Origin of the sequence: Eubacterium sp. AF19-12LB, from assembly GCF_003479125.1 — a bacterium.
GTDB lineage: Bacteria > Bacillota > Clostridia > Lachnospirales > Lachnospiraceae > Eubacterium_U > Eubacterium_U album.
The window spans coordinates 62,354-84,912 of record NZ_QUGP01000008.1; the positions used below are offsets into that span (position 1 = coordinate 62,354).

Sequence of the window (22,559 nt, forward strand, 5' to 3'; positions counted from 1 at the left end):
TTCATTGAACCTTCCACTCTTTAATAAATTACATATTGTTAGAATCCTGACCTTTAGCATAAAATTTTACTAATATCTTAACAATAAATTTAGGCCAGAATTTTGAAAACATAACTTCATCTTCATCGCTTCTCTTATTATCGGCAATAATGGCTGATGTTTCTGAATCTTCATGTATTCTATGTGCCACTAATGGCTTTTTGCAATAAATAAAGCTTCCTTTAAGTTTAGAAAGTTTCTCCCATGCCTGCCAGTCTTCATTGCTTCTAAATCCAACTTCAAAAATAGGATTCGGCAAATTTGCTCTGACATATCCTACTGAAGGGCAACAAATAGGTGATCCAAATGATAATATTCTTCTTCTTACAAATCTGCTGTTAAAAAACAATCTTGTCTTTAATGGTATAAGCATGATTCTTTTAACTTTAAGTAATTTGTTTTCTTTAACATATTCACCATTTCTAAGTTCCCAGTAATCTGTAAAGAAAATCAAAGGATGTTTGCTTCTTTCAAATTCCTTTAATAAAGTTTCTGTATACTCTGGAAAATATACATCATCCTGATGTGCAATTGTCACATAAGGAGTATCAATCTGTTTATATCCGAAATTCCAGTCTTGGACAATTCCTCCCTGACCTTCGTTTACTATCAGTTCTATATTGTGTTTTTTTGCCATATCAGCAATATACTCATTAGGTGTTGAAGTAACCATTTTAATTGTACTTTTTACTGTCTGTTTTTCTAATGACTGTATGCATTCCTCTAAAAAAGGACTTTCTTTGTATGCACATATTACAAATGAATGTTTCATCTTTCTTCTCCTAAAAACTCTGTTGTTATTTACTAAGTTTTTTTGCTCTACTATTGTTTATTATTTTGGTTTACCAAACTATATCATTGCTTATTATTCACGATTACTAAACTTTAACATTGTTTGTTCCCATTTTTTTAATTCTGTTGCTCTCTATTTATACAATCTTTTTATATAGCATCATTATACATATTACTATGCTCTTTGGCATTTTGCAAAATATAGTTACAATTAGTCTTATTAAAGCTGTTTCACCTTTAGGCTTTCCAAGTCCCACATAAGGATTTTTCTTATAATCAGGAATCTTCCCGGATAACCAGTTAAAATATTCTGTATACGCTTTTGACATTTCTTTTTTAGTACTCTGTTTACATATAAAGGTCAAATTCCAGATAACATATTTTATAACAAAATACTCAAACATTTTAGGCTTCATATATTTTTGATTTTTATTTCTCTCTATTAACCCTTCAAGAAAAGGAATTGGAGAATTTGCCACTTTTTTCTGAGTTGTATTTGAAACCGACTCATCTCTGTAAATCCAATTATAACCCACATAATCTGTTGTTATGATTTTGTCACTTTCGCCGTAAGCTGTAACATTAAAATATGAATCCTCTCCCATTTTATAATCGCCAAATTTAAGATTATGTTCTCTGACAAATTGCGTTTTCATAATACGTCCCCAAGGACTTATCATTCTAAACTTTGCCCATTCATCTTTTGTGAGAACCATTTCATCTAAAACTTTTCCTCCAGGAGTAATTCGCCTGTATCCACCAATTACCATATCAGCATCAGTTTCCAAAATTCTGCTTAGCAGCATTTCTATACAGTCTTCTTTCATGGAATCATCATTATCCATAAACATCAGATATTCACCTGTGGCAAATTCGATTCCTCTGTTTCTTGTATAAGCTATTCCATGATTTTCCTGTGTAAGAACAATTAAATTATTATATTCTTTTGCAAGCTCGTTTAATATTTCTAGCGTTGAATCCTTTGAGCCATCATTAACAACTATAATTTCTATATTTTTATATGTCTGCCTTTGCAGTGACAAAATACAATCCTTTATATATTTTTCACTGTTATATGCAGGTATTACAATTGATACTTTTTTATCCATTTCCTAAACCTCTCAAAAAGGCTTTACAAAATCAGATTTTGTAAAAGCCTTTCCTTTTATGCTAGCTTTTGAACAATTAATACCGCCAAAAGTCCATATGCAGTTATAAATGTCATGATTCCGGTAAGCAATCGGGCGTAACCTGTTTTTGTTACATTAATACATAATTTCCCGTTATATGCAGCTACTATAGCCAGCCACAATATTGGAAGATAATATCTGGCCTGTACACCTACTATAGCCTTCTGACCTACAGGTGTAAATGCAAGATACATTGCTGTCCATATCAATACAACAATAATAAAGATAAGTCCCCAAACACCTAATTTTGTTTTTACATTAAGAGGCTTTTCTTCTTTATTTTTGCAAATTAAAATCATAATAAGTGCCATTATTACATAAGCAAATTTATCCGGTCCTACGACTGTTCCACCATAATTCATAAGCATTAAATTACCAATTGTATATGGGTCTCTTGTCTCAGCTGAAATACCAAAGTTTTCAAAACTAAATATACTTGATAACAATTCTTTTGCATAATTAAATGGCTGTCCAATAATGTTTCCAATCTGACTTCCTGAGTTTGTATCTCCACCTCTGATATCCACAGTTGCCGTAACATCCGGTGAAATCATACTTGCTATTGTTGGCAACACAAATGTTGTAAGCATCCATCCACATACAGCCAATATTCCAAGTTTAAACCAGATTACACTCTTTTTACTTGAAAATTTCCTATTAGGAATAAATAGTGCAAGCATAACTAATGGTGCATAAACCATCTTAGATAAACTTCCCACTGTAATTGCAACCATTCCGGCTACTAATAACTTTGTATTTATCTTTTCTTCATCACTAATAATTTCATTTATCAGCAATACAACTCCAAGTGAAACAAAGCATAAAACAAAGCCATCATATGTTATAGAACTTGCCTGTAAAATACTTGTAGGCATTAATGCTATACAAACAAGTGCATATTTACATACTTTTGTCATCTTTATTGCAATCACCATAACAACAAGATATACAATTAAGTTCATAAATTTAATAAGCATCAGCATATTAGAAAAGCTTAAATGTAGTGCTCTTGCAATTTTTGCTCCAAGAATCTGAGGTATATATGCTACTGCAGTATAATTTGTTGCAACTGCCTTATTTGTTCTTGAAATTACTTTTTTATCATTAGCATTCATGTATTGGTCTACGAGATTTTTTTCCTCCAAAGTGTTATATGCAGGAATTCCTACTTTTTCCTCATACTTAACAACTGCACTCGTGTTATCTACTAAATCTCCGTAGGCATTTTCATATACGGCCTTAAAATGTGTTTCTTCATCCCATGTAAACGGTGTTGCGCCTGTAGAATAAATTAATGATACTCCGATTAAAAAACCTGATACAACGAAGAACAGCTCTATTCTTTTTCTAAGAATATCCTTACATAAAATAATCATTGCAAGCATCACAAGTACTGAAAATATAAAGCACATTCTATATTTGTTAGGTGTAAATGAATTTTTAATCTTAACTGCTTTTATACAGTCCACGTATTCTTTAGGAACATCAATTTTAATCTTGTTTCCGTATTCCCCTACAGAAGTCACCCCTGTTTTTAATTCAGGATACAATATGTCATTATATCCTTTTTTATTTTCTTTTCCATAAGACGATACAGTAGTAACTTCAAAACTGTAATGGATTATTTTATTTTCTTCTGATAATCCATATATCTGTACCTTTCCTATGTAAGTAGTCTTTTTTAACTTAACTTCAATTGAGTTATTTTTAACTGTAAAATTAGTAAAAGTTGTATCTTTAAGTCCATATCTTATACTCTTAAAATTAAAGCCAAAAAATTCGATTACAAACGTTAATACAACAATTAGAAATAATACAATTGCATACGCTAAAGGCTTCGGTATTTTATTTGTTATTCTTTTTACCATTAGACCCTCCATTGGCATTTGCTTTCATTTTAAGAAAATTAACTGTAATTCCTATAAAGGCAATCAATACTAATCCCCACAAAAAATCTGTAGAAATTTTCTTTCTTCCTTCAACTACAATACATAAAATATTTCCACTTATCTGCATATCATCATCATATGATGCTAAATTTTCAATTTTATCCTGTCTGTTACCATAAATAACAAGTTCACTGTCCTGTGGAATATTTTTGCCTTTCACAACAATTTTTAAAGAATCAGCACTAATTTTTAAATCGTGACATTCTATGTTTGAATATGCAACTGAGCTGTCTGAAGATTCTTCAGCATAATATAATGTTAACATGATATCCTGAACTTCTAACTCTTTTTCGCCTAGAACTTTTCCTGATTCATTATCATAAAACTTTATGGAAATAATTCCATTGTTTCTTTTTTCCTGCGTATATTTTTCTCTTAAATCTTTTATCTTAAGAGAAATGCTTTTAAGGTTGCTAACCTTCTTGTCTACAACTATGGAATATTCCCTGTCATTAGAAATACGTCCAACCGTATACTCTGTATCTTCGTTTGTATTTGCCGCTATTGTAGATTTGCCTACATCAAAAATCCTTCCGGTAACAGCCATAAATAAAATGTAGACAACCAATGCAATCCCTAAAATTATAATACTAAGATTTTTATTATATTTATTAAGCATACTTTTACCCATTATTATTTATTCTCTATAACATTTTTAGCATTAATATAAGGATATACCTCATATCTATACTCAATATCATCGTCATCTACCAGTCCAATATCATCTACGTTTTTAATATATTCTTCTTTGTAAATGCCGTAATATTTACCTTCAATTGTAATTTCATCATTTATAGCTGGAAGCACTTTTGTCTTTTTGTTATATTTAAAATTAACATAATAAAACTGTTTGTCCCCAACTTCTAACTTTATAGTAGCCGTATTTTTCTTATTGTTAAGTTCTATATAATTAACTTTTCCATTGACTTTTGCTTTCATTCCGGCATAGCCATATGGATTCTTTGCAACATCTTCATATGTATATGAAGGATTTAACGGATTAAATTCTCCTGCATTTACGTCGTAACTGTAAACAACTTCTACATATGGCAATGTACCTGTGTACTGATTATACTTTGTACTCTTATCGTCATTAAAATGTGTATACATATCAGTTTTTAATAAATATCCATAAACCTGAACTTTATCTCCGACTTTATATGTCTGTGAAATAGACTGTCTGCCATTAAATACTTTCATGTTTTTGCATTTGCAAACATAAATTTTTCCATCAGAATCCTTAATTGTTATATATGCATTTATTTTAGCTTCATAAACAGACTCCACCGTACCTGTAGCTTTTATCATTTTTCCAACATAATTATCAGGATAATATATTAACTGTGAGTATTTTACGTCCTTTACCTGCGAAATTAGTTTTTTAATTGGAACCTGTTCATAATTCCAATCATAATCAGTTAACGTTCCCTTACTGTCATAATACTTAATGGCACCATTTGGAATCCCTGAATTATAATTCATAACATTATATGTTCCATCAGCAAATGTTTTTGTAATTTCTCCGTCAAATCGATTCTCAACCATGTCGCCTTCTTCTATGCTACCATCACTATATGTAATCGTACATTTTCCATCAAGGCTTCCATCTTTCCACGTTCCTTCAACCTTAGAAACTATATCACCGTCTACTTCAATTACGCCCTTTCCTTCAGGATTTCCATTATTAAGTTTCCCTGTATAACTCCCTGTATACTTGTTACCAAAAAGCGTTATTCCACTTGTAATAGTTCCGTTAGAAGTGTTTTTTTCATTTGAGCATCCTGCAAAAACAGCAGCTGTCATTCCCACTGCAAATATTGCAACAAGCAACTTATGCTTACTCATATTTTCCTCCTATAATCTGTATTGCACCATCTATTTGGTCAGTGGCCATTCATCAGAAACTTTTATCAAAATGAACTTTGCTCATTTTGTTTCCACTTTATAATCTACTTAAACATAAACTTTCCATTACTTTGTACTAAATTAGCATTGTAATATTTGTTTTCTTTCTTTAATTTATCTTCCCAGACCTTTTTGAACTCTTTCTGAGATTTTTCATCATTATAGTTAAGATTGTCTGCTAATTTTACGTGAACATCAGTATTTAAAATAACATCATAACCTGCTTCATCTATTTTAAAGCAAACATCTAAATCTCTATATGGGAAACTAAATTTTTCATTTATTCCACCAACTTCTTTAATTACGTTAGTTCTAAACATTACCAATTTTAAAGACACACCCATAACATTCTGAGGTCCGTCTGCTCTATGACAATATCCTCTAAAAATTGAAGGCAAATGATAAAACAGACTTGATGCAGTTGCATTACTGTCATAATTAAGTCCACAGCTTTCAATTTTCTTATTTTTATTAAGGCATTTTACACCTGTTATTCCAACATGTTTCCACTGACAGTATTTAAGTAATTCTTCTACCCAATTGTCTGTCATAGGAATAGCATCATTATCTGCGACCACAACGTATTCAGTCTTAACTGCTTCCATTTCTTTTGAAAGCTGACCTTTTACAACTTTATATTCAATATGAAGATTTGACATTTCTCTCTGTTTTTTCTTCATTTCATTAATCTGTTTTTCATCATTAGCTAAAACAGTTACGCTATAATCACCTTTTAAATCATAATCAATTTTATAAAATCCTAAATCTTTAGTAAGCGCCGGAGTTCCGTCTTCTCCGATTTCTGTCAAATATTTTTTAATTGCTTTATTTCCATTTTCAAAAGCATATAATTTACTGTTTGGATTTGCTGCTGTTGAATCAGGATGAATTCTCCAATGATATAAAATTTTTGGTACATGCTTTATGTCAGCTCCTGCACCGTTACATCTTAATACGAATTCAAAATCCTGAGCCCCATCAAATTCCTGATTTAATCCACCGACTTTATCTAACAATTCTCTTGAAAACATTAAAAAGTGGCAGATATAATTTGTATGTCTTAAAAATTCTTCGTTTAAATCCGGTTTAAATGCCGGATTAATTAGCTTTCCTGTATCTGCTACGATTTTATCTTCATCTGAATAAACCATATCAGGAATTTTATCATGTGCATTAAGTTCCTTAACCATTTCATATAATGCATTTGGTGTAAGCAAATCATCATGGTCTAACAATGCTATATATTCTCCCTTAGCATTATCAAATCCTTCATTTGTATTATTTGAAATTCCATCATTCTTACTTAATTTTATATAGCTGATTCTCTCATCTTTATATTCATTTAATGTATCTTTAACAATTGTTGTGTTACTTCCGTCTGCGATACATAATTCAAGATTTGAATATGTCTGTTCTAATACACTGTCAACAAGCTGTCTGAGAAAAACAGGTGCAGTCTCATATGCAGGCACTACAATACTTACTAACGGTGCATATTCAAACTTCACTTTTCTTTGTTCATTTAACTCATCTTCTCCAGGTAAAAATTTTTCTATATTATTTTGATAATATCTGTCTCTTTTCTTCGTATCAAACCACTCCATAAATCTAAGAGTGAAATCGTGTAAACCGTACTGTTTAAAGAGATCAATACCATTCTTCAAATTCATTTCCAATTCTTCCTTTCATTTCACAGACATTCATCTGTTAGTTATCCTGCCAAAGTTTCTTGGGCATTCCTATTCAATCGACAACTGATTAATCATACACTAATATGGAAAAAATAACAACTTTATTAAAATATATGCCTTAATTTTGCTTAACTTATCAATATAAACTTAATATTGATTTATATAAGTCAACAATCAAATTTTCACAAACGGACTTAATATACCTGTATCATTCTAAGCCCGTTCTAAATCATTTTAAGCTCGTCCCAAAACGAATAAAATTCTTAAGGCAATATCTCCCGGCACTCTTGAGCGCAGTGCATGTGGATAAAATATTTTTCTAATCTGTGTTATAAGACCATTTTTCTTTATAAATAATGCCATTTTCTTCTTTTGTTCATTTGACAATCTATCCTCAAACACTTTTGCAAAATAGATAAGGTTCTGTTTTGCTTCAACGCTTGCAGGGCCAAACACTTCCTTTTGGAAGAATCCTTTTAACAGACCTATTGTATTAGAATCCTCAGCTGTAACAGCTTCCGTATGTCTTATATGCGAAGCCGTAAAACGCTTATCATAAATCGTATCACCAAAACATACACAACATCTGATGAGCCATCTGTCATGCATTTCTATTCCGGGGTCTACATCTAAAATAAATTGTTTACATGCTTCATGATTAAATACAAGCAAAAATCCTGATGCAGGAGTACAGTATAAAACATCTGTTAAACCAATGTTTTCTTTTTGCTCCGGCGAGTGACGGATAAAGCTTCCATCACTCATGTAATAATCATATGCTGAAAAATAAACCAAAGGTTTATTTGTATCTTTTTTCTTCTCAAGTTCTTCAACCGCCCATTTAATTTTATCAGGGTACCATACGTCATCCTGATCGCAAAATGCATAATATTCTGCCGGTTCACATTCTCTTGCTATCTGGTAAAATGATTTCGGAGGTCGTAAATTAACTCCATTATTTTCTAAAAGAATTATCCTCTTACCTGATTTATTGCTTTCGATATAATTTTTAATAAATTCAACTGTATTATCTGTAGAGCAGTCATCTCTTACATATATATCAATATTTTCATAAGTCTGTTCAATAAGACTGTCCAATTGAGTTTTCAAAAATTTTTCGCCGTTATACGTTGCCAGCAAAATGTTTACTTTCGGTTGACTCATGCCAATTCTCCTTTATTCATTTATCGCCATGCAGGAATCTCTTACAACCAAATGACATGGTAATTTTACTTTAATTGTTGTCTTGATTGCTAAATTTGATGCTGCAAATAAGGAATTTACACCATACTGACCCATTTCATATGCAGGTGCATGAAGTGTCGTAAGTGCAGGTGCCGTATATCTTGTCATTTCCAAATCATCAAATCCAATCAATGAAATATCTTCTGGAATATTAAGATCATGCTCTCTAATTGCCTTCATTGCACCAAATGCAATCTGGTCACTTGCAGCAAACACCGCTGTAGGCAACTGTTTTTTTTCTAGAATTTCATTCATCATTTGATATCCTGATTCCATGGAATATCTTCCTTCTATAAGATATTTATTGTAATCTATCTCATTTTTCTCACAGAATTTAATAAATGCTTTTTTTCTATAATCTTCATATACTACATTATCATTCTCTTCGCCCAGAAATTCTCTACCACCTAAAAACGCAATTTCTTTATGGCCTAATTCTATAAGATATGTAAGTGCCTCATTAACTGCCATTTCAAAATCAAGTGAAAATGTAGTTGCCTTATAATCATGGAATGACATATCCAAAAAGACTATATTCTTTGTAATGCTCATAAATTTTTCGACTTCTTCGTTGCTAAATTTACCAATACAAATAATTCCGTCAGCATCTTCAATTTGTTCTAAATAGTTGGGATTTGACTTGAAAGTTCTCACAACATTAATGCAGTTCTTAACACAAAAATCCTCTATTCCTCTTCTTACCTTAAGATAATAATTATCCTTTGCTTCCTGTTGTTCAGAAAACCATTGAATAATTCCCAATGTAAAAATAGCTTTAGACATTTTCTTACTCTTGTTGTACTTAAGTTCCTTTGCTGCATTAATAACTTTTTTCTTAGTTTCAAGCGATGTACTCAAAGTAGGATCCTCATTCAAAATTCTTGATACTGTTGAGGGGCTTACCTGAGCTAATTTCGCCACATCTTTGATTGTAGCCATACTCTATACCACCTTTATCTTATTTATGTCCCTAGTCACTTTTTCCTTAGTAACTCCGCCATTTTTTTAATGACGCCGCTTCAAGTATAACATCTTTTTTTAATTAAAGATATGATTTATTGTGATTTTCTACTATTTTACTGTTATTTATTTAGTGGTAAACACGGAAATCAAATAAGTTTACTAAATTATATTGTATTTTAGTAAACAAAAGTTTATATTTAAATTAGCAAAAGTATTCTAACAAATTAACAATTAATATCAGCAATTAGATTATAGATTAATTTGCTTTAATTAGAGCCACTCATTCTGATTACTTATAAATATTGTTTATTTCTGAATACTACAAATCGGATTATTTTTTAACGGAGGATTTAAATGAATATTAACGAATTAAAATCATTATTTGGCAAAAATGAATTTGACTCACTTTTAATGGATATTTACGAGGATTCATCTTTAATTGGATACCAGAACAACAGATACATTAAGGCTTTAGATAAATTTGAAAGTCTTTTCGGTGAAGGAGAGGTTGAAATCTATAGTGCTCCAGGAAGAACTGAAGTAGGCGGTAACCATACTGACCACCAGCACGGACAGGTTCTTGCTGCATCTATTAACTTAGATGCCATTTCTATCACACAAAAAACTGATGACGGAATTATTTCTTTAGTATCTGAAGGATATGACCTTATTACAATTGATACTGCAAATACAGAACTTATTGAAGAAGAAAAAGGCACAACAGTTGCGCTTATTAAAGGTGTTGTTAATGAATTTAAAAACCGTGGATACAAAGTCGGTGGATTTAAAGCATACATTACAAGTGACGTATTAGTTGGTGCAGGTCTATCTTCATCTGCTGCATTTGAAGCTGTTATCGGAACAATTCTTTCAGGATTGTATAATGATATGAAAATTTCTTCAGTAGAAATTGCCATTATAAGTCAGTATGCAGAAAACGTTTATTTTGGAAAACCTTGTGGATTAATGGATCAGATGGCATGCTCCGTTGGTGGATTTGTTAACATTGATTTTATTGATCCTGCTCATCCTGTTGTAAACAAAATTGATTTTGATATTACAAACGAAGGATATAGTTTATGTATTGTTGATACAAAGGGTAGCCATGCAGATTTAACTGACGATTATGCTTTGATTCCTGCTGAAATGAAAGAAGTTGCCAAAGTATTTGGCAAAGAAGTTCTTGGAGACGTAAACCCTGATGAATTTTTCAGTAACATACCTAAGGCATTGGCTGGAGCTTCTTCGAGAGGAGTTCTTCGAGCATATCATTTCTTTACTGAAAATAAACGTGTATCAGTTGAAGTTAATGCTTTAAAAGAAAATAATTTCCACAAATTCCTTGATACAGTTAAGGAATCCGGAAATTCATCATATAAATTTTTGCAGAATATTTATGCAAATAAGGAACCTTTAAATCAGCCTGTAAGCATCGCCCTTGCTGCCAGCGAATATATCCTCGGTGATAATGGCGTATGTCGTGTTCATGGTGGTGGATTTGCCGGAACCATTCAGGCATTTGTAAAAAACGAGGCCGTGCCTGAATATAAGAAATTTATTGAATCTATATTTGGCACAGACTCATGTCACATTTTAAAAATACGTAAATATGGAGGTATGAAGGTACAATGAGTATTTTAGTATTAGGCGGAGCCGGATATATCGGTTCTCACACGGTTTATGAACTTATTGACAGAGGTGAAGATGTTGTCGTAGTTGATAATTTACAAACAGGATTTAAAGCAGCTGTTCATCCCAAAGCAAGATTCTATGAAGGTGATATAAGAGCCAAAGCTTTCTTAGATGATTTATTTACAAAAGAAAAAATTGACGGAGTTATTCATTTTGCTGCCAACTCTCAGGTTGGAGAAAGTATGAAAGTTCCTCTCAAATACTATGATAACAATTTATACGGAACAATGGTTCTTTTAGAAAGCATGGTTGAACATGGAATTGATAAAATTGTATTTTCTTCTACTGCTGCAACATATGGAGAACCTGAAAGAATTCCAATTTTAGAAAGTGACAGAACTGAACCTACAAATACATATGGTGAAACAAAGCTTTCTATGGAAAAAATGATGAAATGGACAAGTAAAGCCCACAATTTACGTTATGTAGCATTAAGGTATTTTAATGCATGCGGTGCTCATATCAGTGGAAAAATTGGAGAAGCCCATAATCCTGAAACTCATTTGATTCCACTTGTACTTCAGGTTCCACTTGGAAAACGTCCTTATATTTCTATATTTGGAAATGATTACGATACAAAAGACGGCACATGTGTACGTGATTATATTCATGTTACTGATTTGGCACAGGCACATATCCTTGCTCTTAAATATTTGGCTGAAGGAAATGACAGTGATGTATTTAATCTTGGAAATGGAATTGGATTTACGGTAAACGAAATAATTGAAAGTGCAAGAAAAGTTACAGGTTTAGACATTCCTGCTAAATACGAAGCTCGCCGTGCCGGTGATCCTTCAAAGCTTATTGCTTCAAGTGAAAAAGCTAAGACTGTTTTAGGATGGAAGCCTGAATATCCTGATGTTGAAAAAATTATTGAGACTGCATGGAAATGGCATAAATCTCATCCAAACGGATATGAAGATTAAAATTCCTACTATATGTTAACAGGCGATTTAACTGTTCTTAGCATTATATCTTAAAACTTATATTTATTCATAAATATAAAGTTTAGAAAGGTTGTTATATGTTAGATTTATATATAAAAAAATTAGTTAATTATGGAATTAACACAGGCTTAATACCTGAATGTGAAAGAATTTATTCTACTAATTTGCTCCTCGAAGTATTTGGAAAAGATGATTATACATATTTGGCTGTTGATGACAAAGAAGAAAACCTTGGCGATATTCTCGTTGCTCTTTGTGATGAAGCCGTAAAATTAGGAATAATTGAAGACAGCGTAACTTACAGAGATTTATTTGACACAAAATTAATGAACTGCATTATGCCACGTCCTTCACAGGTTCAAGAAAATTTCTGGAAGGAATATGCTAAATCTCCTGAAGATGCCACTAAATTTTACTATGATTTTTCTCAAAACAGCAATTATATCCGTCGCGACAGAATAAAAAAAGATATGAAATGGGTTGTACCTTCTGAGTACGGAGATATTGATATAACTATCAATCTTTCAAAGCCTGAAAAAGACCCTAAAGCTATTGCTGCTGCCAAAAACAGCACAAGTGTATCATATCCTAAATGCCAGCTTTGTATGGAAAACGAAGGTTATGCAGGTCGCATTAACCACCCTGCAAGAGAAAACCACCGTATAATCCCTATAAAGATAAATGATTGTGACTGGGGATTTCAATACTCTCCTTATGTTTACTACAATGAACATTGTATTGTATTTTCAGGCACACACACACCTATGAAGATAGAAAAGGCAACATTTATCAAGTTATTCGATTTTATCAAATTAATGCCTCACTACTTCTTAGGTTCAAATGCCGACCTTCCAATTGTAGGTGGTTCAATTTTAACTCATGATCATTTTCAGGGCGGACATTATACATTCGCAATGGCGAAAGCTGATTCAATCAAGACTTTTAAAGTTAAAGATTATGAAGATGTAGACTGTTCAATTCTTCATTGGCCACTTTCAGTAATCAGATTGAAATCAAAAGACAGCAACCGATTAGTAGAATTAGGTTCTCATATTTTAAATAAATGGAGAAACTATACTGATGAGGATGCATTTATATATGCAAATACAGATGGTGAACCACACAACACAATTACACCAATTGCCCGTTTTAGGGATGGCATGTATGAGCTTGATTTGGCTTTACGAAATAATATTACTACAAAGGAACATCCTCTTGGTGTTTATCATCCTCATGAAAAGCTTCATCATATTAAGAAAGAAAATATCGGTCTTATTGAAGTAATGGGTCTTGCAGTTTTACCTTCAAGACTTAAAGGTGAAATGCAAACATTAGCTGATTATATCGTAAATAAAAAAGATATACGAAGCAATGAATCTATTTCTAAGCATGCTGACTGGGTTGATGAATTTCTTCCAAAATATAATGACATTACATCTGAAAATGTTATGAACATTCTTGAATCAGAAATTGGAAAAGTATTTGTAAAAGTTCTCGAAGACGCTGGTGTTTACAAGTGTACACCTGAAGGTCTTGAAGCTTTCACAAGATTTATCGATACATTATAAAGCTTTCAAATTTTCTTTTAATATACGAGGCGCCTGCAGTTTTACTGCAGACGCCTCACCCTTTTTATAAAAACTTTAACTTTATATTCATATTATATTCTTCATCAGGTTTTAAAATTGCCGACTCAAATTTATCATTATTGATATTATCCGGTACATACTGCGGTTCAAGACAAAATGCATGTCGTCTGTTATACACTGCTCCATTTTTTCCTGATTCATCTGATACAAAATTAGCTGTATAAAGTTGTAATCCCGGTGTATCTGTATAAAGCTCCATCTTAATTCCTGACTTATCTCCGATGGCTTTTGCCGCCAGTCTTAATTCATGAGCATTTCCATTTATCATAAAATTATGGTCATATCCCGTTCCAAATTTTAACTGTTCATCTTCAACATCAATATCTCTCCCAATTGATTTCATTTCCGTAAAATCCATTGGTGTACCTTTTACGCTTCTAATTTCACCTGAAGGAATAGAATTGTTTGTGGCAAATGGAGTAAAATAATCACCATTTATCATTAATTTCTGCTCATATACTTCGCCTGAATTATGGCCATTTAAATTGTAGTATGAGTGATTTGTAAAATTAGCAATTGTAGTTTTATCCGTTGTTCCTTTATAATTTAAAATTAATTCATTGTCCTCTGTAAGTATGTATGTAAGATTCACTTTTAAATTTCCCGGAAATCCCTGCTCCATATCTTTACTTAATATTTCAAATGAAATCTTATCATTTACATTCTCATCATAAATTGCTTTCCACATTTTTAGTGCTGTACAATTTGAACCACTATGAAGATTATTACCATTGTCACCATCATTGCTTTCCAAATTGTATTCAACTCCATCAATTATGCACCTTGCACCTTTGATTCTATTGGCATTTCTACCTACATTTGCTCCAAAAAAAGCTGATGCGCCCTGATACGGGTCAACATTATCATAGCCTAAAACTATATCCGTGTCTTTTCCATCTTTATCCGGCACAATTAATGAAACTAGAGTTGCACCATAATCGCATACTTTAACTTTCATTCCATTGCTATTTTCAAGAGTAAATAAATGTGTCTGTTCCCCATTTTTTGTTTTTCCAAATTCACTAATCTTCATCTGAATCTCCTTATTCTTGTAATTTTAAAGTAATTACGGACGTGAGGAATATTACCCTTCCTGAAAGGACGCTCGCGCTGCTTGTCGCTCGTAGCAGTTCTAAACATTCAGCACACAGACCGGCTTTGAAACCTACAGTTTCAGCCGGACTATGCGCCGAATATTTGAACCGACGGCGCCAAATGCCCTTTCATCAAGTATAATATTCCTCACTATTTAATTGCTTGTTCTTCTTTCAAATTTTCTTACATTCTTAGAGATTTCCCTACTCTTTTACTTATTTAAAATTTTAATGTTTACCATATATAATTTTCTTTTATCTTTTAAAATTTCCCTGCTTCATATTCTTTACAAACTCAGGATATTCTTCTGTCGGCATAGGCTTTGCATATAAATATCCCTGAATATACGAACACCCATACTGCTTTAACTTTTCAGCCTGTTCAACTGTTTCAACACCCTCTGCAACAACTTCCATATTAAGTTCTTTTGCCATGGCAAGAATCATTTTGATAATTGTATCTGCTCTTGCAGGATCCTGTGTTTGTGATACAAACCTCATATCCATCTTTATAATGTTAACCGGAATATCTTTTAAGGCATTAAGAGATGAATATCCACTTCCAAAATCATCCATTTCTACAATAAATCCAAACATTTGAAGTTTTTTTATTACATTTACATTTTTCTCTAAATCAAGAGTAAATGCACTTTCAGTAATTTCAAGTCTAAGCTTATTTTTATCAATTCCGTACTTTTCGATAAGATTTGTAAACACTTTATATAAATCTATAATGTAAAAATCCTTCATTGAAATATTTACTGCAATATAGTCATCTCTGCCTTCCTCTTTCCACTGTTTAAGAATCTGGCATACTTTCTCCCACACATACATATCAAGTTCTGTAATCAAGCCATTTTGTTCAAAGAACTCTATAAAATCTCCAGGTGGAATTAATCCTAATTTTCTGTGTTCCCATCTCACAAGAGCCTCTGCTCCTTTTACCAATCCATCTTCGCATCTGACCTGGGGTTGAAGATAAACTTTAAAATCTTCATTTTCTATGGCACTTGTAAGTTCTTCTTTATACATATGCTCTTTTAAAATTTTATTTCTAAGATTATCATTATAAACTGCTGCAACACAATTTCCATTATTCTTTATAGAGTCAAGCGCCATTCTTGCCCTATCGCACATAGTTCCAACATCAACTTTAGAATCATAATCTACTTCATAAATTCCATATCTGATATGAACAGTACATGTGATGTTGTTATAAGTAACCTTTATATTTCTTTTCTTCTCAAGGTCTTTTATTACCAAATCACTCTTAGGACATAATGTAATAAAATTATCACTTTCCACTCTCGCATATACCCTTTTATCAGAGCACTGCGCTAAACAGTTTTCTGAAATCTGCTTAAGAATGGCATCACCCATTTTTCTTCCAAACATATCGTTTACGATTTTAAATCTTGATATGTTAAATATCATAATTGCAAATTTATCATCCGGGTATTTATTTGTTATCTCATTTACTTTTTCATAGAACCTCTTCATATTGTACAGTCCTGTAAGTTCATCATGAGTTTCCAAATATCTCATAACAGAATTAACGATTGTTATTTCCGTTATATCTTCAAATACAAAGTATTTTGCATATGCTATATTATCATTTTCACATAATTCGCCATATTTACACTGAAAATAAAGTTTCTTATCTTCATGCATAATACTTATTTTTTTGTGATAAGTTTTCTCTAACGCGGCAGGTGTATATAAATTATATGCTTTACAAAATTCCTCAAGCGAACACTTTTGTGTGCATTTATCAAATAATCTTTCCGCTTCTTTATTATAGGCAATTATGCTATCATCTGTGCCGAATACTACCATCGGCAGTTCTGATTCCTCAGCAATTTTCTGCAGTGCCCTGTTCTTAACAACTTTATGACTATATTGAAATGTTATTTCATAAACAAATGCACCTAATATACCATAAAACAATAATGATACATTCTCCCACAATCTAAGCTGAAACATTACAATATTAATGCATGACACAATTATCATGCATGTTAATATCTGCATATATTTCACCTTATAAATACGTGGCGAATTTAATATACGGTATATGAAGCACAATATAAAAACTGCGACAAATACATATGTAATAAATATGTGTGCATCATATCCCAAATTATAAAGCCATGCAGCCACACCACTTTTATTCATCCTTACATTCTCAATTCTAATAATTGAATGTATAAACATATTTATAGTATCCACAATTGTAAATACAAACACAGCTCTTTTAATATATTTGAAGCATTCAAATGCTTTACCTAACCCTGTATATTCAAATGCATATTCTATTAATGCCAATATCATCCATGTAAAGCATGCATAAAATGGCCATATAAGAATGCTATCTATAAAATTCGAACCAATACCCTGCATTATAATTCCGAGTATTACTGCAACAAGATTACTCTCCATAAATAATGCAATGCTTTTTCCTGTCCTATTTTTATGTATTAAACTTAATTTAAGATACCTTACATCCATTACCCCCAATAAGATATATGGAATAATCATGTATTTCCCCATTCAAATTCTCCCTTTGTAAATTAATAGTTTCAATTTACTCTCACCCGTATTTATTTTACCACATTACTCTATATAAACATACACTTTTAATCTAATTCCTGTACCATATTACTTTCACTATTCTCTTCATCTCTTGCATCAATTATTTTAGCAAATATCTTTTGATATACTTTTGCATGGCAAAATCCTGATATTAATGGGAATAAAATAAATAACGCCGGAATCTTAAAAGCAAATATGAATATTGCTACATCAATTATAATAAGTAAAATTGACTGAAGAAAATGTCTTGTTGAAAATATTAATGAAATCATTAAAGTCCTCTTAACAGTATCATAAAATTTTGCGATATATGGGAATACAAAATTAATCGTCATTGTATAAATAATGAGTACTAACAAATAAAATGGTAATGCATAAAACAATTTGCTTCCTACCTTAGATGAGTTAAATACAATATAAAGACTTGTACAAACTAATCCTCCGATTGTTCCCATTATAAGCCATACAATTGTTGATATTTTAAAATTCTCCTTAAAAGCCTTAAAGAAACTTCTTACCACATATGACTCCTCACCAACAACTAATTTCATCATTACTGAGTAAAATGCTGTTGTAGATGCGCCAACTGTAATTATTGGCAAAGAACAAATTACCCACAATATTGCCAAAACCATTACATCTGCAAATCCATCTAAAAATGTCATTAATTTTCCTTCACTGTCAAATATATTTTTCACTATTTTTACCTTTGTGTATTATTACACACCTTTCGTTTTAAATTTGTCACTAATTTTAATAGTCAATCTGAATTCCCTATCAACACAATTTACATTTAATTTATTATTTCAAGTTTGCTTCCTTTCTCTTTGTCTTTCGTAACCACAATCTGCCTGTCAATTCTGGTCTTAAGTTCTGATACATGCGATATAATCCCTACAAGTCTTCCTACATCTGTAATCGAACTTAATGCCCTCATTGCACTTTCAAGCGATTCTCCATCCAATGATCCAAATCCCTCATCTACAAATAATGTATCAATCTTTATTCCTCCGGACTTAGCCTGGATTTCGTCAGACAAACCTAATGCCATCGACAAAGAAGCTTTAAATGATTCTCCACCTGAAAGAGTTTTTATATCCCTTTCACTTCCACTATAATAATCGATAACATTTAACTCTAATCCGCTCTTGCTTACCTTATTGTCAGCTTCACGCTTTCTCTTCAACTCATACTGACCTGAAGTCATATCCCTGAAATGGCTATTTGCCTTGACTATAATTCTATCAAACATTTCCATTTGGACATAGGTTTCTAAAGTAATTCTTGACTTCGAAGAAAGAGTTCCATTGCATGTATCCGCCAGACTGCCGACAACCTGCAGCTTATCTTCTACTTCCACGGCTTCATCCATACACTTCTCAATTCTTTCATTTGCAAATTTATTCATATCCAGTCGTGAATGAACTTCTTTTTCACTCTTTCCAAGTTCCTTTTCCATACTTTGAAGCTGCTTCTTTTCTTCCTTTAATTCATCCAAATCTTCAACCTTTGAATTTTTAAATTGATTTTTCAAAGCCGCTATCGCATTTTCAAGCCCGGATTTTCTTTCCTTTGCTTCTTCATAGTTATCTCTTGCCTTTTCAAATAACTTAATAAGCCTGTTTCTTTTATCCTGCAAACTGCTGATATATTCCTCTGCTTCTTTCAAACTTGAGTATTTAAGTTTAGACTGAAGTTCTTCTATTCTGATATTTGCATTTGCAATATTAGTATTTTCTTCAATTATTTTATTTGAAATTTCCACAATTTCTGTTTTTTTACTTTCAAGTTCGTTCTTTAGTTTAGGCAAATTTTCTTCAATTGTTTTCTTCTCTTCTTTAAAATCTGACAATTCTTTAGCTTTAACATTTAAGTTCTTTATATCATCGTTTAACTTCTTTGTATTTTCTTCTAAAATATTAAAGCTATTCTCATCTATGCTTTCAGCAAATTCATTTGGATTTTCATTTACTACATCATCTATTCTTTCTTTCAACGAATCGATTTCTGTAATTTTTGCCCTCAAATTACCTGAAATTTCACTTCTTTTCTCTTCCTTTTTCTGTCTAAGATTTTTAGCATTTTTCAAATCTTTCTCAGACGGAATTTCATCTTTAACCTCAGTTATATGAGGATGACTTGTCGAACCACAAACAGGACAAGGTTCTCCCTCTTTCAGATTTTGTCCAAGCATACCAGCCTGCGCATCCATGTACTTAGCCATAAGACTTTCATAATTTTGTGATGCGTTATTATACTCATTAACGCTTTCCACATATTTTTCCTTTAAAGACTTATGCTCATCTTTGACTTTAACATATTTTTTAAACAATTTTTTCAAATTAGAATAAAGATTTATCTTATCCTCAACACTCTTAATGCTGCTCTGGCATTTTTCAAATTCAACTTCGCAGCCTTTTATTTCTTCAAGCCTTTTTTCAGAAATCAAAATACTATTTTCATTATTTTCTACATCGTCTTTAATTTTAGTTTCTTTATTTGTTAATTTTATCAAATTTACCTGTCTGTTATGTAAACTTTCAAGTTCTTTAGTAAGTTCATTGTAGCTTTCAAGTTTTTGTTTTTCTATCTCGATTTCAGTTGCAAGCTTTTCGCGTTCACTTTCCGTCTCTTTTTGCAAATTATAATTTTCTAAGAGTTTCGGCATAACTTCTAATACTTTAGCAAGTTCATTTTCATTATTTTCAATGTTTTTCATACCTGCTAAAACATTTACTGTTTTACCAATTGTCTCATTAATTTTTTCAAGATTCTTATTAACTTCTTTTTTATTTTTTTCTAAAGTTTTTAACAAATCTTTGTCTTTATTAATAAGTTCTAAAATAAAATTATTAATATCTTCTGTCTTCCAAAATGTGTTGTCATCAATAATCTGTTTTAATTTTTCTTTATCATTTTCATCATTGCCACACTGAACACTTGCAATGTAATTTTTGATTGACTTCTCAATATCCTGATACTTAAACTTAAGTTCATTCTTTTTTCTTTTTAATTTTTCCTGTAAATCAAGATATTCATTTGTATTAAATATCTTTCTTAAAATTTTGCTTCGTTCATCAGTTCCCGTAAGCAGAACTTTCATAAAATCTCCCTGTGCAATCATGGCAATCTGAGAGAATTGTCCTCTATCTAGTCCTATAATTTCTGTAACTGCATCATTTACATTCTTTTTATTTATAATTGGTTCTCTGTCCTTAGTAAGAAAATATAATTCTGCCTCTTCCTTCTGTACAACCAGTTTGTTCCCACGTTTTGCTTTACGCATATATTCAGGAATTCTTCTGATTTTATATTTTTCATCTCTATATTCAAATTCTAATTCAACATAGCTTTCCGTTTCATCATCAGCATATTTGCTTCTAAGAGATTTCACTTCTCTTACCTGTCCGCTTGCCTCTCCATAAAGAGCATATGAAATTGCATCAAATATAGTCGTCTTTCCGGCTCCTGTATCACCTGTAATCAAATACAATCCGCTTTCACCTAATAATGTAAAATCAACTACGGTTTTGTCTGCATAAGGTCCAAAACCACACATAACTAATTTAATTGGTCTCATGGCTTTCCTCCCTTGCTTCTCCTAAAATTTCCAACAGGTAATTCCTTTGCTTTTCTGACATTTTCCGTCCATTCTGTTTTTCAAAAAATTCCTCAAAATAATCCAATGGAGATTTAGTCTCTCCTGTTTCAACATTATCAACAACAGAATATGAACGTGTTCGCGTATTGTCATATTCCATGCTCATCAGATTTGGATAAATGCTTTTTAATTTTCCTATTGCATTCAAAATATCATCTTCATCTGTAAGCACTGCTCTGTAATAGTCTTCTTTTTTTAATTCTTTGTAAAACTCTTCACTTGTTATTTTGCTGAACTTTCCTTTAATTGTCTTTAAATCATGTAACGGCTTTACGGGAATTTCTTTAATTTCTATATTTCCTTTTTCTTTTAAATCAACAATCGTCATTGACTTATTATGTTTTTCTTCTGAGAATGAATACTTAAGCAATGTTCCTGCATAACGTGCACTTTCCCTGCCCATTTGCTGAGCTCTATGAATGTGTCCTAACGCAACATAATCAAATGCTTCATAATTTTCAACGCTAACATTATCAAGTCCGCCAACTGAAACTTCTTCTGATTCGCTTCTCATCGCACCTGTAACAAACTGGTGTGACACAATCACATTTCTCTTTGTTTCATCAATTTTTTCCTGACTTAGAACGTACTCTAATGCGTCATCATAGTCTTTAATTTCAGCCTCTTTATAAATATTTTTTACCGTTGCCGGCTTTATGAATGGCAATAAATAAACATTTATTTTGCCATAGTCATCTTCTAATTCTATTTTTTGTAAATTGCCATTATACACTCTCGACATATAAACCTTTGCCGCAGACAGTATATCTGAACCAAATCCTATTCTCTCAGCACTGTCATGATTTCCGCTTATTACAAAAATCGGCAAATTGATAGACACGAGTCTTGTCAACATTTCGTCAAATAACTTAACTGCCTCCGCAGACGGAACCGGCTTATCGTAAATATCCCCCGCCATAATAATTCCATCTATCTTTTCATTTTCTATTACATTATAAACCTGTTCAAAAACAAATTTTTGATCCTCTATCATGGAAAATCCATTTACTCTTTTCCCAATATGCAAATCCGCAAGATGTAAAAATCTCATTCACTTCTCCATTCCTATTGATAAACAACTCGAGCAGGTTATCCCACTCGAGTTGTTACATTTGCCATAATTGTGCTGTTAAATTTTTATATTTTTTCA

The 22,559-nt window shown here is 31.8% G+C and carries 16 protein-coding genes; 3 read left to right on the forward strand and 13 right to left on the reverse strand.

All coding sequences use genetic code 11. From position 1 onward, the window contains the following. Positions 1 to 28: 28 nt before the first annotated feature. The 8 genes from DWX29_RS09120 to DWX29_RS09155 all read right to left on the reverse strand — a co-directional run bounded on the left by DWX29_RS09120 (position 29) and on the right by DWX29_RS09155 (position 9,750). Positions 29 to 811 carry a glycosyltransferase gene (locus tag DWX29_RS09120; RefSeq protein WP_022088902.1) on the reverse strand — a complete coding sequence of 261 codons (783 nt, stop codon included), beginning with the start codon at positions 809 to 811 and terminating at the stop codon, positions 29 to 31. Positions 812 to 968: 157 nt separating this feature from the next. Beyond that, positions 969 to 1,940, reverse strand: a complete 972-nt coding sequence (locus tag DWX29_RS09125) for a glycosyltransferase family 2 protein (protein ID WP_118565702.1) — start codon at positions 1,938 to 1,940, stop codon at positions 969 to 971. 56 nt (positions 1,941 to 1,996) lie between these two features. Beyond that, positions 1,997 to 3,889, reverse strand: a complete 1,893-nt coding sequence (locus tag DWX29_RS09130; RefSeq protein WP_158574530.1) for a DUF2142 domain-containing protein — start codon at positions 3,887 to 3,889, stop codon at positions 1,997 to 1,999. Next, positions 3,867 to 4,601, reverse strand: coding sequence for a hypothetical protein (locus DWX29_RS09135; protein WP_118565704.1), 735 nt, complete (start codon positions 4,599 to 4,601; stop codon positions 3,867 to 3,869). The genes DWX29_RS09130 and DWX29_RS09135 overlap by 23 nt, the downstream gene beginning before the upstream one ends. Before the next feature lie 2 nt (positions 4,602 to 4,603). Beyond that, positions 4,604 to 5,815, reverse strand: a complete 1,212-nt coding sequence (locus DWX29_RS09140) for an mORN motif protein (protein ID WP_022088906.1) — start codon at positions 5,813 to 5,815, stop codon at positions 4,604 to 4,606. Positions 5,816 to 5,919: 104 nt separating this feature from the next. Continuing rightward, positions 5,920 to 7,545, reverse strand: coding sequence for a glycosyltransferase (locus DWX29_RS09145; protein ID WP_118565705.1), 1,626 nt, complete (start codon positions 7,543 to 7,545; stop codon positions 5,920 to 5,922). A gap of 255 nt (positions 7,546 to 7,800) precedes the next feature. Then, positions 7,801 to 8,730: a glycosyltransferase gene (locus DWX29_RS09150; protein WP_022088908.1), complete on the reverse strand. Its 930-nt coding sequence runs from the start codon at positions 8,728 to 8,730 to the stop codon at positions 7,801 to 7,803. Between the two features lie 12 nt (positions 8,731 to 8,742). Continuing rightward, complete coding sequence (locus DWX29_RS09155; RefSeq protein WP_022088909.1) at positions 8,743 to 9,750, reverse strand: LacI family DNA-binding transcriptional regulator; 1,008 nt, start codon at positions 9,748 to 9,750, stop codon at positions 8,743 to 8,745. A 378-nt stretch (positions 9,751 to 10,128) separates the two neighbouring features. Here DWX29_RS09155 and DWX29_RS09160 point away from each other — a divergent pair, with 378 nt between their 5' ends. The 3 genes from DWX29_RS09160 (at position 10,129) to galT (ending at position 13,981) form a co-directional block, all read left to right on the forward strand. Further along, entirely contained in the window at positions 10,129 to 11,406 is a 1,278-nt protein-coding gene (locus DWX29_RS09160) for a galactokinase family protein (protein ID WP_022088910.1), read from the forward strand. Then, the gene (gene galE, locus DWX29_RS09165) at positions 11,403 to 12,392 is read left to right on the forward strand and encodes a UDP-glucose 4-epimerase GalE (protein WP_118565706.1); all 990 of its coding nucleotides are present in this window, start codon (positions 11,403 to 11,405) and stop codon (positions 12,390 to 12,392) included. The genes DWX29_RS09160 and galE overlap by 4 nt, the downstream gene beginning before the upstream one ends. 98 nt (positions 12,393 to 12,490) lie before the next feature. Then, positions 12,491 to 13,981 carry a UDP-glucose--hexose-1-phosphate uridylyltransferase gene (gene galT, locus DWX29_RS09170; RefSeq protein WP_118565707.1) on the forward strand — a complete coding sequence of 497 codons (1,491 nt, stop codon included), beginning with the start codon at positions 12,491 to 12,493 and terminating at the stop codon, positions 13,979 to 13,981. Between the two features lie 64 nt (positions 13,982 to 14,045). Here galT and DWX29_RS09175 read toward each other — a convergent pair whose 3' ends face one another. The 5 genes from DWX29_RS09175 to DWX29_RS09195 all read right to left on the reverse strand — a co-directional run bounded on the left by DWX29_RS09175 (position 14,046) and on the right by DWX29_RS09195 (position 22,460). Further along, entirely contained in the window at positions 14,046 to 15,095 is a 1,050-nt protein-coding gene (locus tag DWX29_RS09175; protein ID WP_118565708.1) for an aldose epimerase family protein, read from the reverse strand. Positions 15,096 to 15,411: 316 nt separating this feature from the next. Then, the gene (locus DWX29_RS09180; protein WP_118565709.1) at positions 15,412 to 17,706 is read right to left on the reverse strand and encodes an EAL domain-containing protein; all 2,295 of its coding nucleotides are present in this window, start codon (positions 17,704 to 17,706) and stop codon (positions 15,412 to 15,414) included. Positions 17,707 to 17,792: 86 nt separating this feature from the next. Next, a complete protein-coding gene (locus DWX29_RS09185) occupies positions 17,793 to 18,446 on the reverse strand; it encodes a DUF624 domain-containing protein (RefSeq protein WP_117910281.1) in 654 nt (217 codons plus the stop codon). A 95-nt stretch (positions 18,447 to 18,541) separates the two neighbouring features. Then, positions 18,542 to 21,328: an SMC family ATPase gene (locus DWX29_RS09190; RefSeq protein ID WP_118565710.1), complete on the reverse strand. Its 2,787-nt coding sequence runs from the start codon at positions 21,326 to 21,328 to the stop codon at positions 18,542 to 18,544. Next, positions 21,315 to 22,460, reverse strand: coding sequence for an exonuclease SbcCD subunit D (locus tag DWX29_RS09195; RefSeq protein ID WP_118565711.1), 1,146 nt, complete (start codon positions 22,458 to 22,460; stop codon positions 21,315 to 21,317). The genes DWX29_RS09190 and DWX29_RS09195 overlap by 14 nt, the downstream gene beginning before the upstream one ends. Positions 22,461 to 22,559 lie beyond the last annotated feature (99 nt).

What these genes read in the sequence shown, in the direction of transcription:
- DWX29_RS09120 (WP_022088902.1), bottom strand. Translation starts at nt 811, where the DNA reads ATGAAACATTCATTTGTAATATGTGCATACAAAGAAAGTCCTTTTTTA.
- DWX29_RS09125 (WP_118565702.1), bottom strand. Translation starts at nt 1,940, where the DNA reads ATGGATAAAAAAGTATCAATTGTAATACCTGCATATAACAGTGAAAAA.
- DWX29_RS09130 (WP_158574530.1), bottom strand. Translation starts at nt 3,889, where the DNA reads ATGGTAAAAAGAATAACAAATAAAATACCGAAGCCTTTAGCGTATGCA.
- DWX29_RS09135 (WP_118565704.1), bottom strand. Translation starts at nt 4,601, where the DNA reads ATGGGTAAAAGTATGCTTAATAAATATAATAAAAATCTTAGTATTATA.
- DWX29_RS09140 (WP_022088906.1), bottom strand. Translation starts at nt 5,815, where the DNA reads ATGAGTAAGCATAAGTTGCTTGTTGCAATATTTGCAGTGGGAATGACA.
- DWX29_RS09145 (WP_118565705.1), bottom strand. Translation starts at nt 7,545, where the DNA reads ATGAATTTGAAGAATGGTATTGATCTCTTTAAACAGTACGGTTTACAC.
- DWX29_RS09150 (WP_022088908.1), bottom strand. Translation starts at nt 8,730, where the DNA reads ATGAGTCAACCGAAAGTAAACATTTTGCTGGCAACGTATAACGGCGAA.
- DWX29_RS09155 (WP_022088909.1), bottom strand. Translation starts at nt 9,750, where the DNA reads ATGGCTACAATCAAAGATGTGGCGAAATTAGCTCAGGTAAGCCCCTCA.
- DWX29_RS09160 (WP_022088910.1), top strand. Translation starts at nt 10,129, where the DNA reads ATGAATATTAACGAATTAAAATCATTATTTGGCAAAAATGAATTTGAC.
- galE (WP_118565706.1), top strand. Translation starts at nt 11,403, where the DNA reads ATGAGTATTTTAGTATTAGGCGGAGCCGGATATATCGGTTCTCACACG.
- galT (WP_118565707.1), top strand. Translation starts at nt 12,491, where the DNA reads ATGTTAGATTTATATATAAAAAAATTAGTTAATTATGGAATTAACACA.
- DWX29_RS09175 (WP_118565708.1), bottom strand. Translation starts at nt 15,095, where the DNA reads ATGAAGATTAGTGAATTTGGAAAAACAAAAAATGGGGAACAGACACAT.
- DWX29_RS09180 (WP_118565709.1), bottom strand. Translation starts at nt 17,706, where the DNA reads ATGGGGAAATACATGATTATTCCATATATCTTATTGGGGGTAATGGAT.
- DWX29_RS09190 (WP_118565710.1), bottom strand. Translation starts at nt 21,328, where the DNA reads ATGAGACCAATTAAATTAGTTATGTGTGGTTTTGGACCTTATGCAGAC.
- DWX29_RS09195 (WP_118565711.1), bottom strand. Translation starts at nt 22,460, where the DNA reads ATGAGATTTTTACATCTTGCGGATTTGCATATTGGGAAAAGAGTAAAT.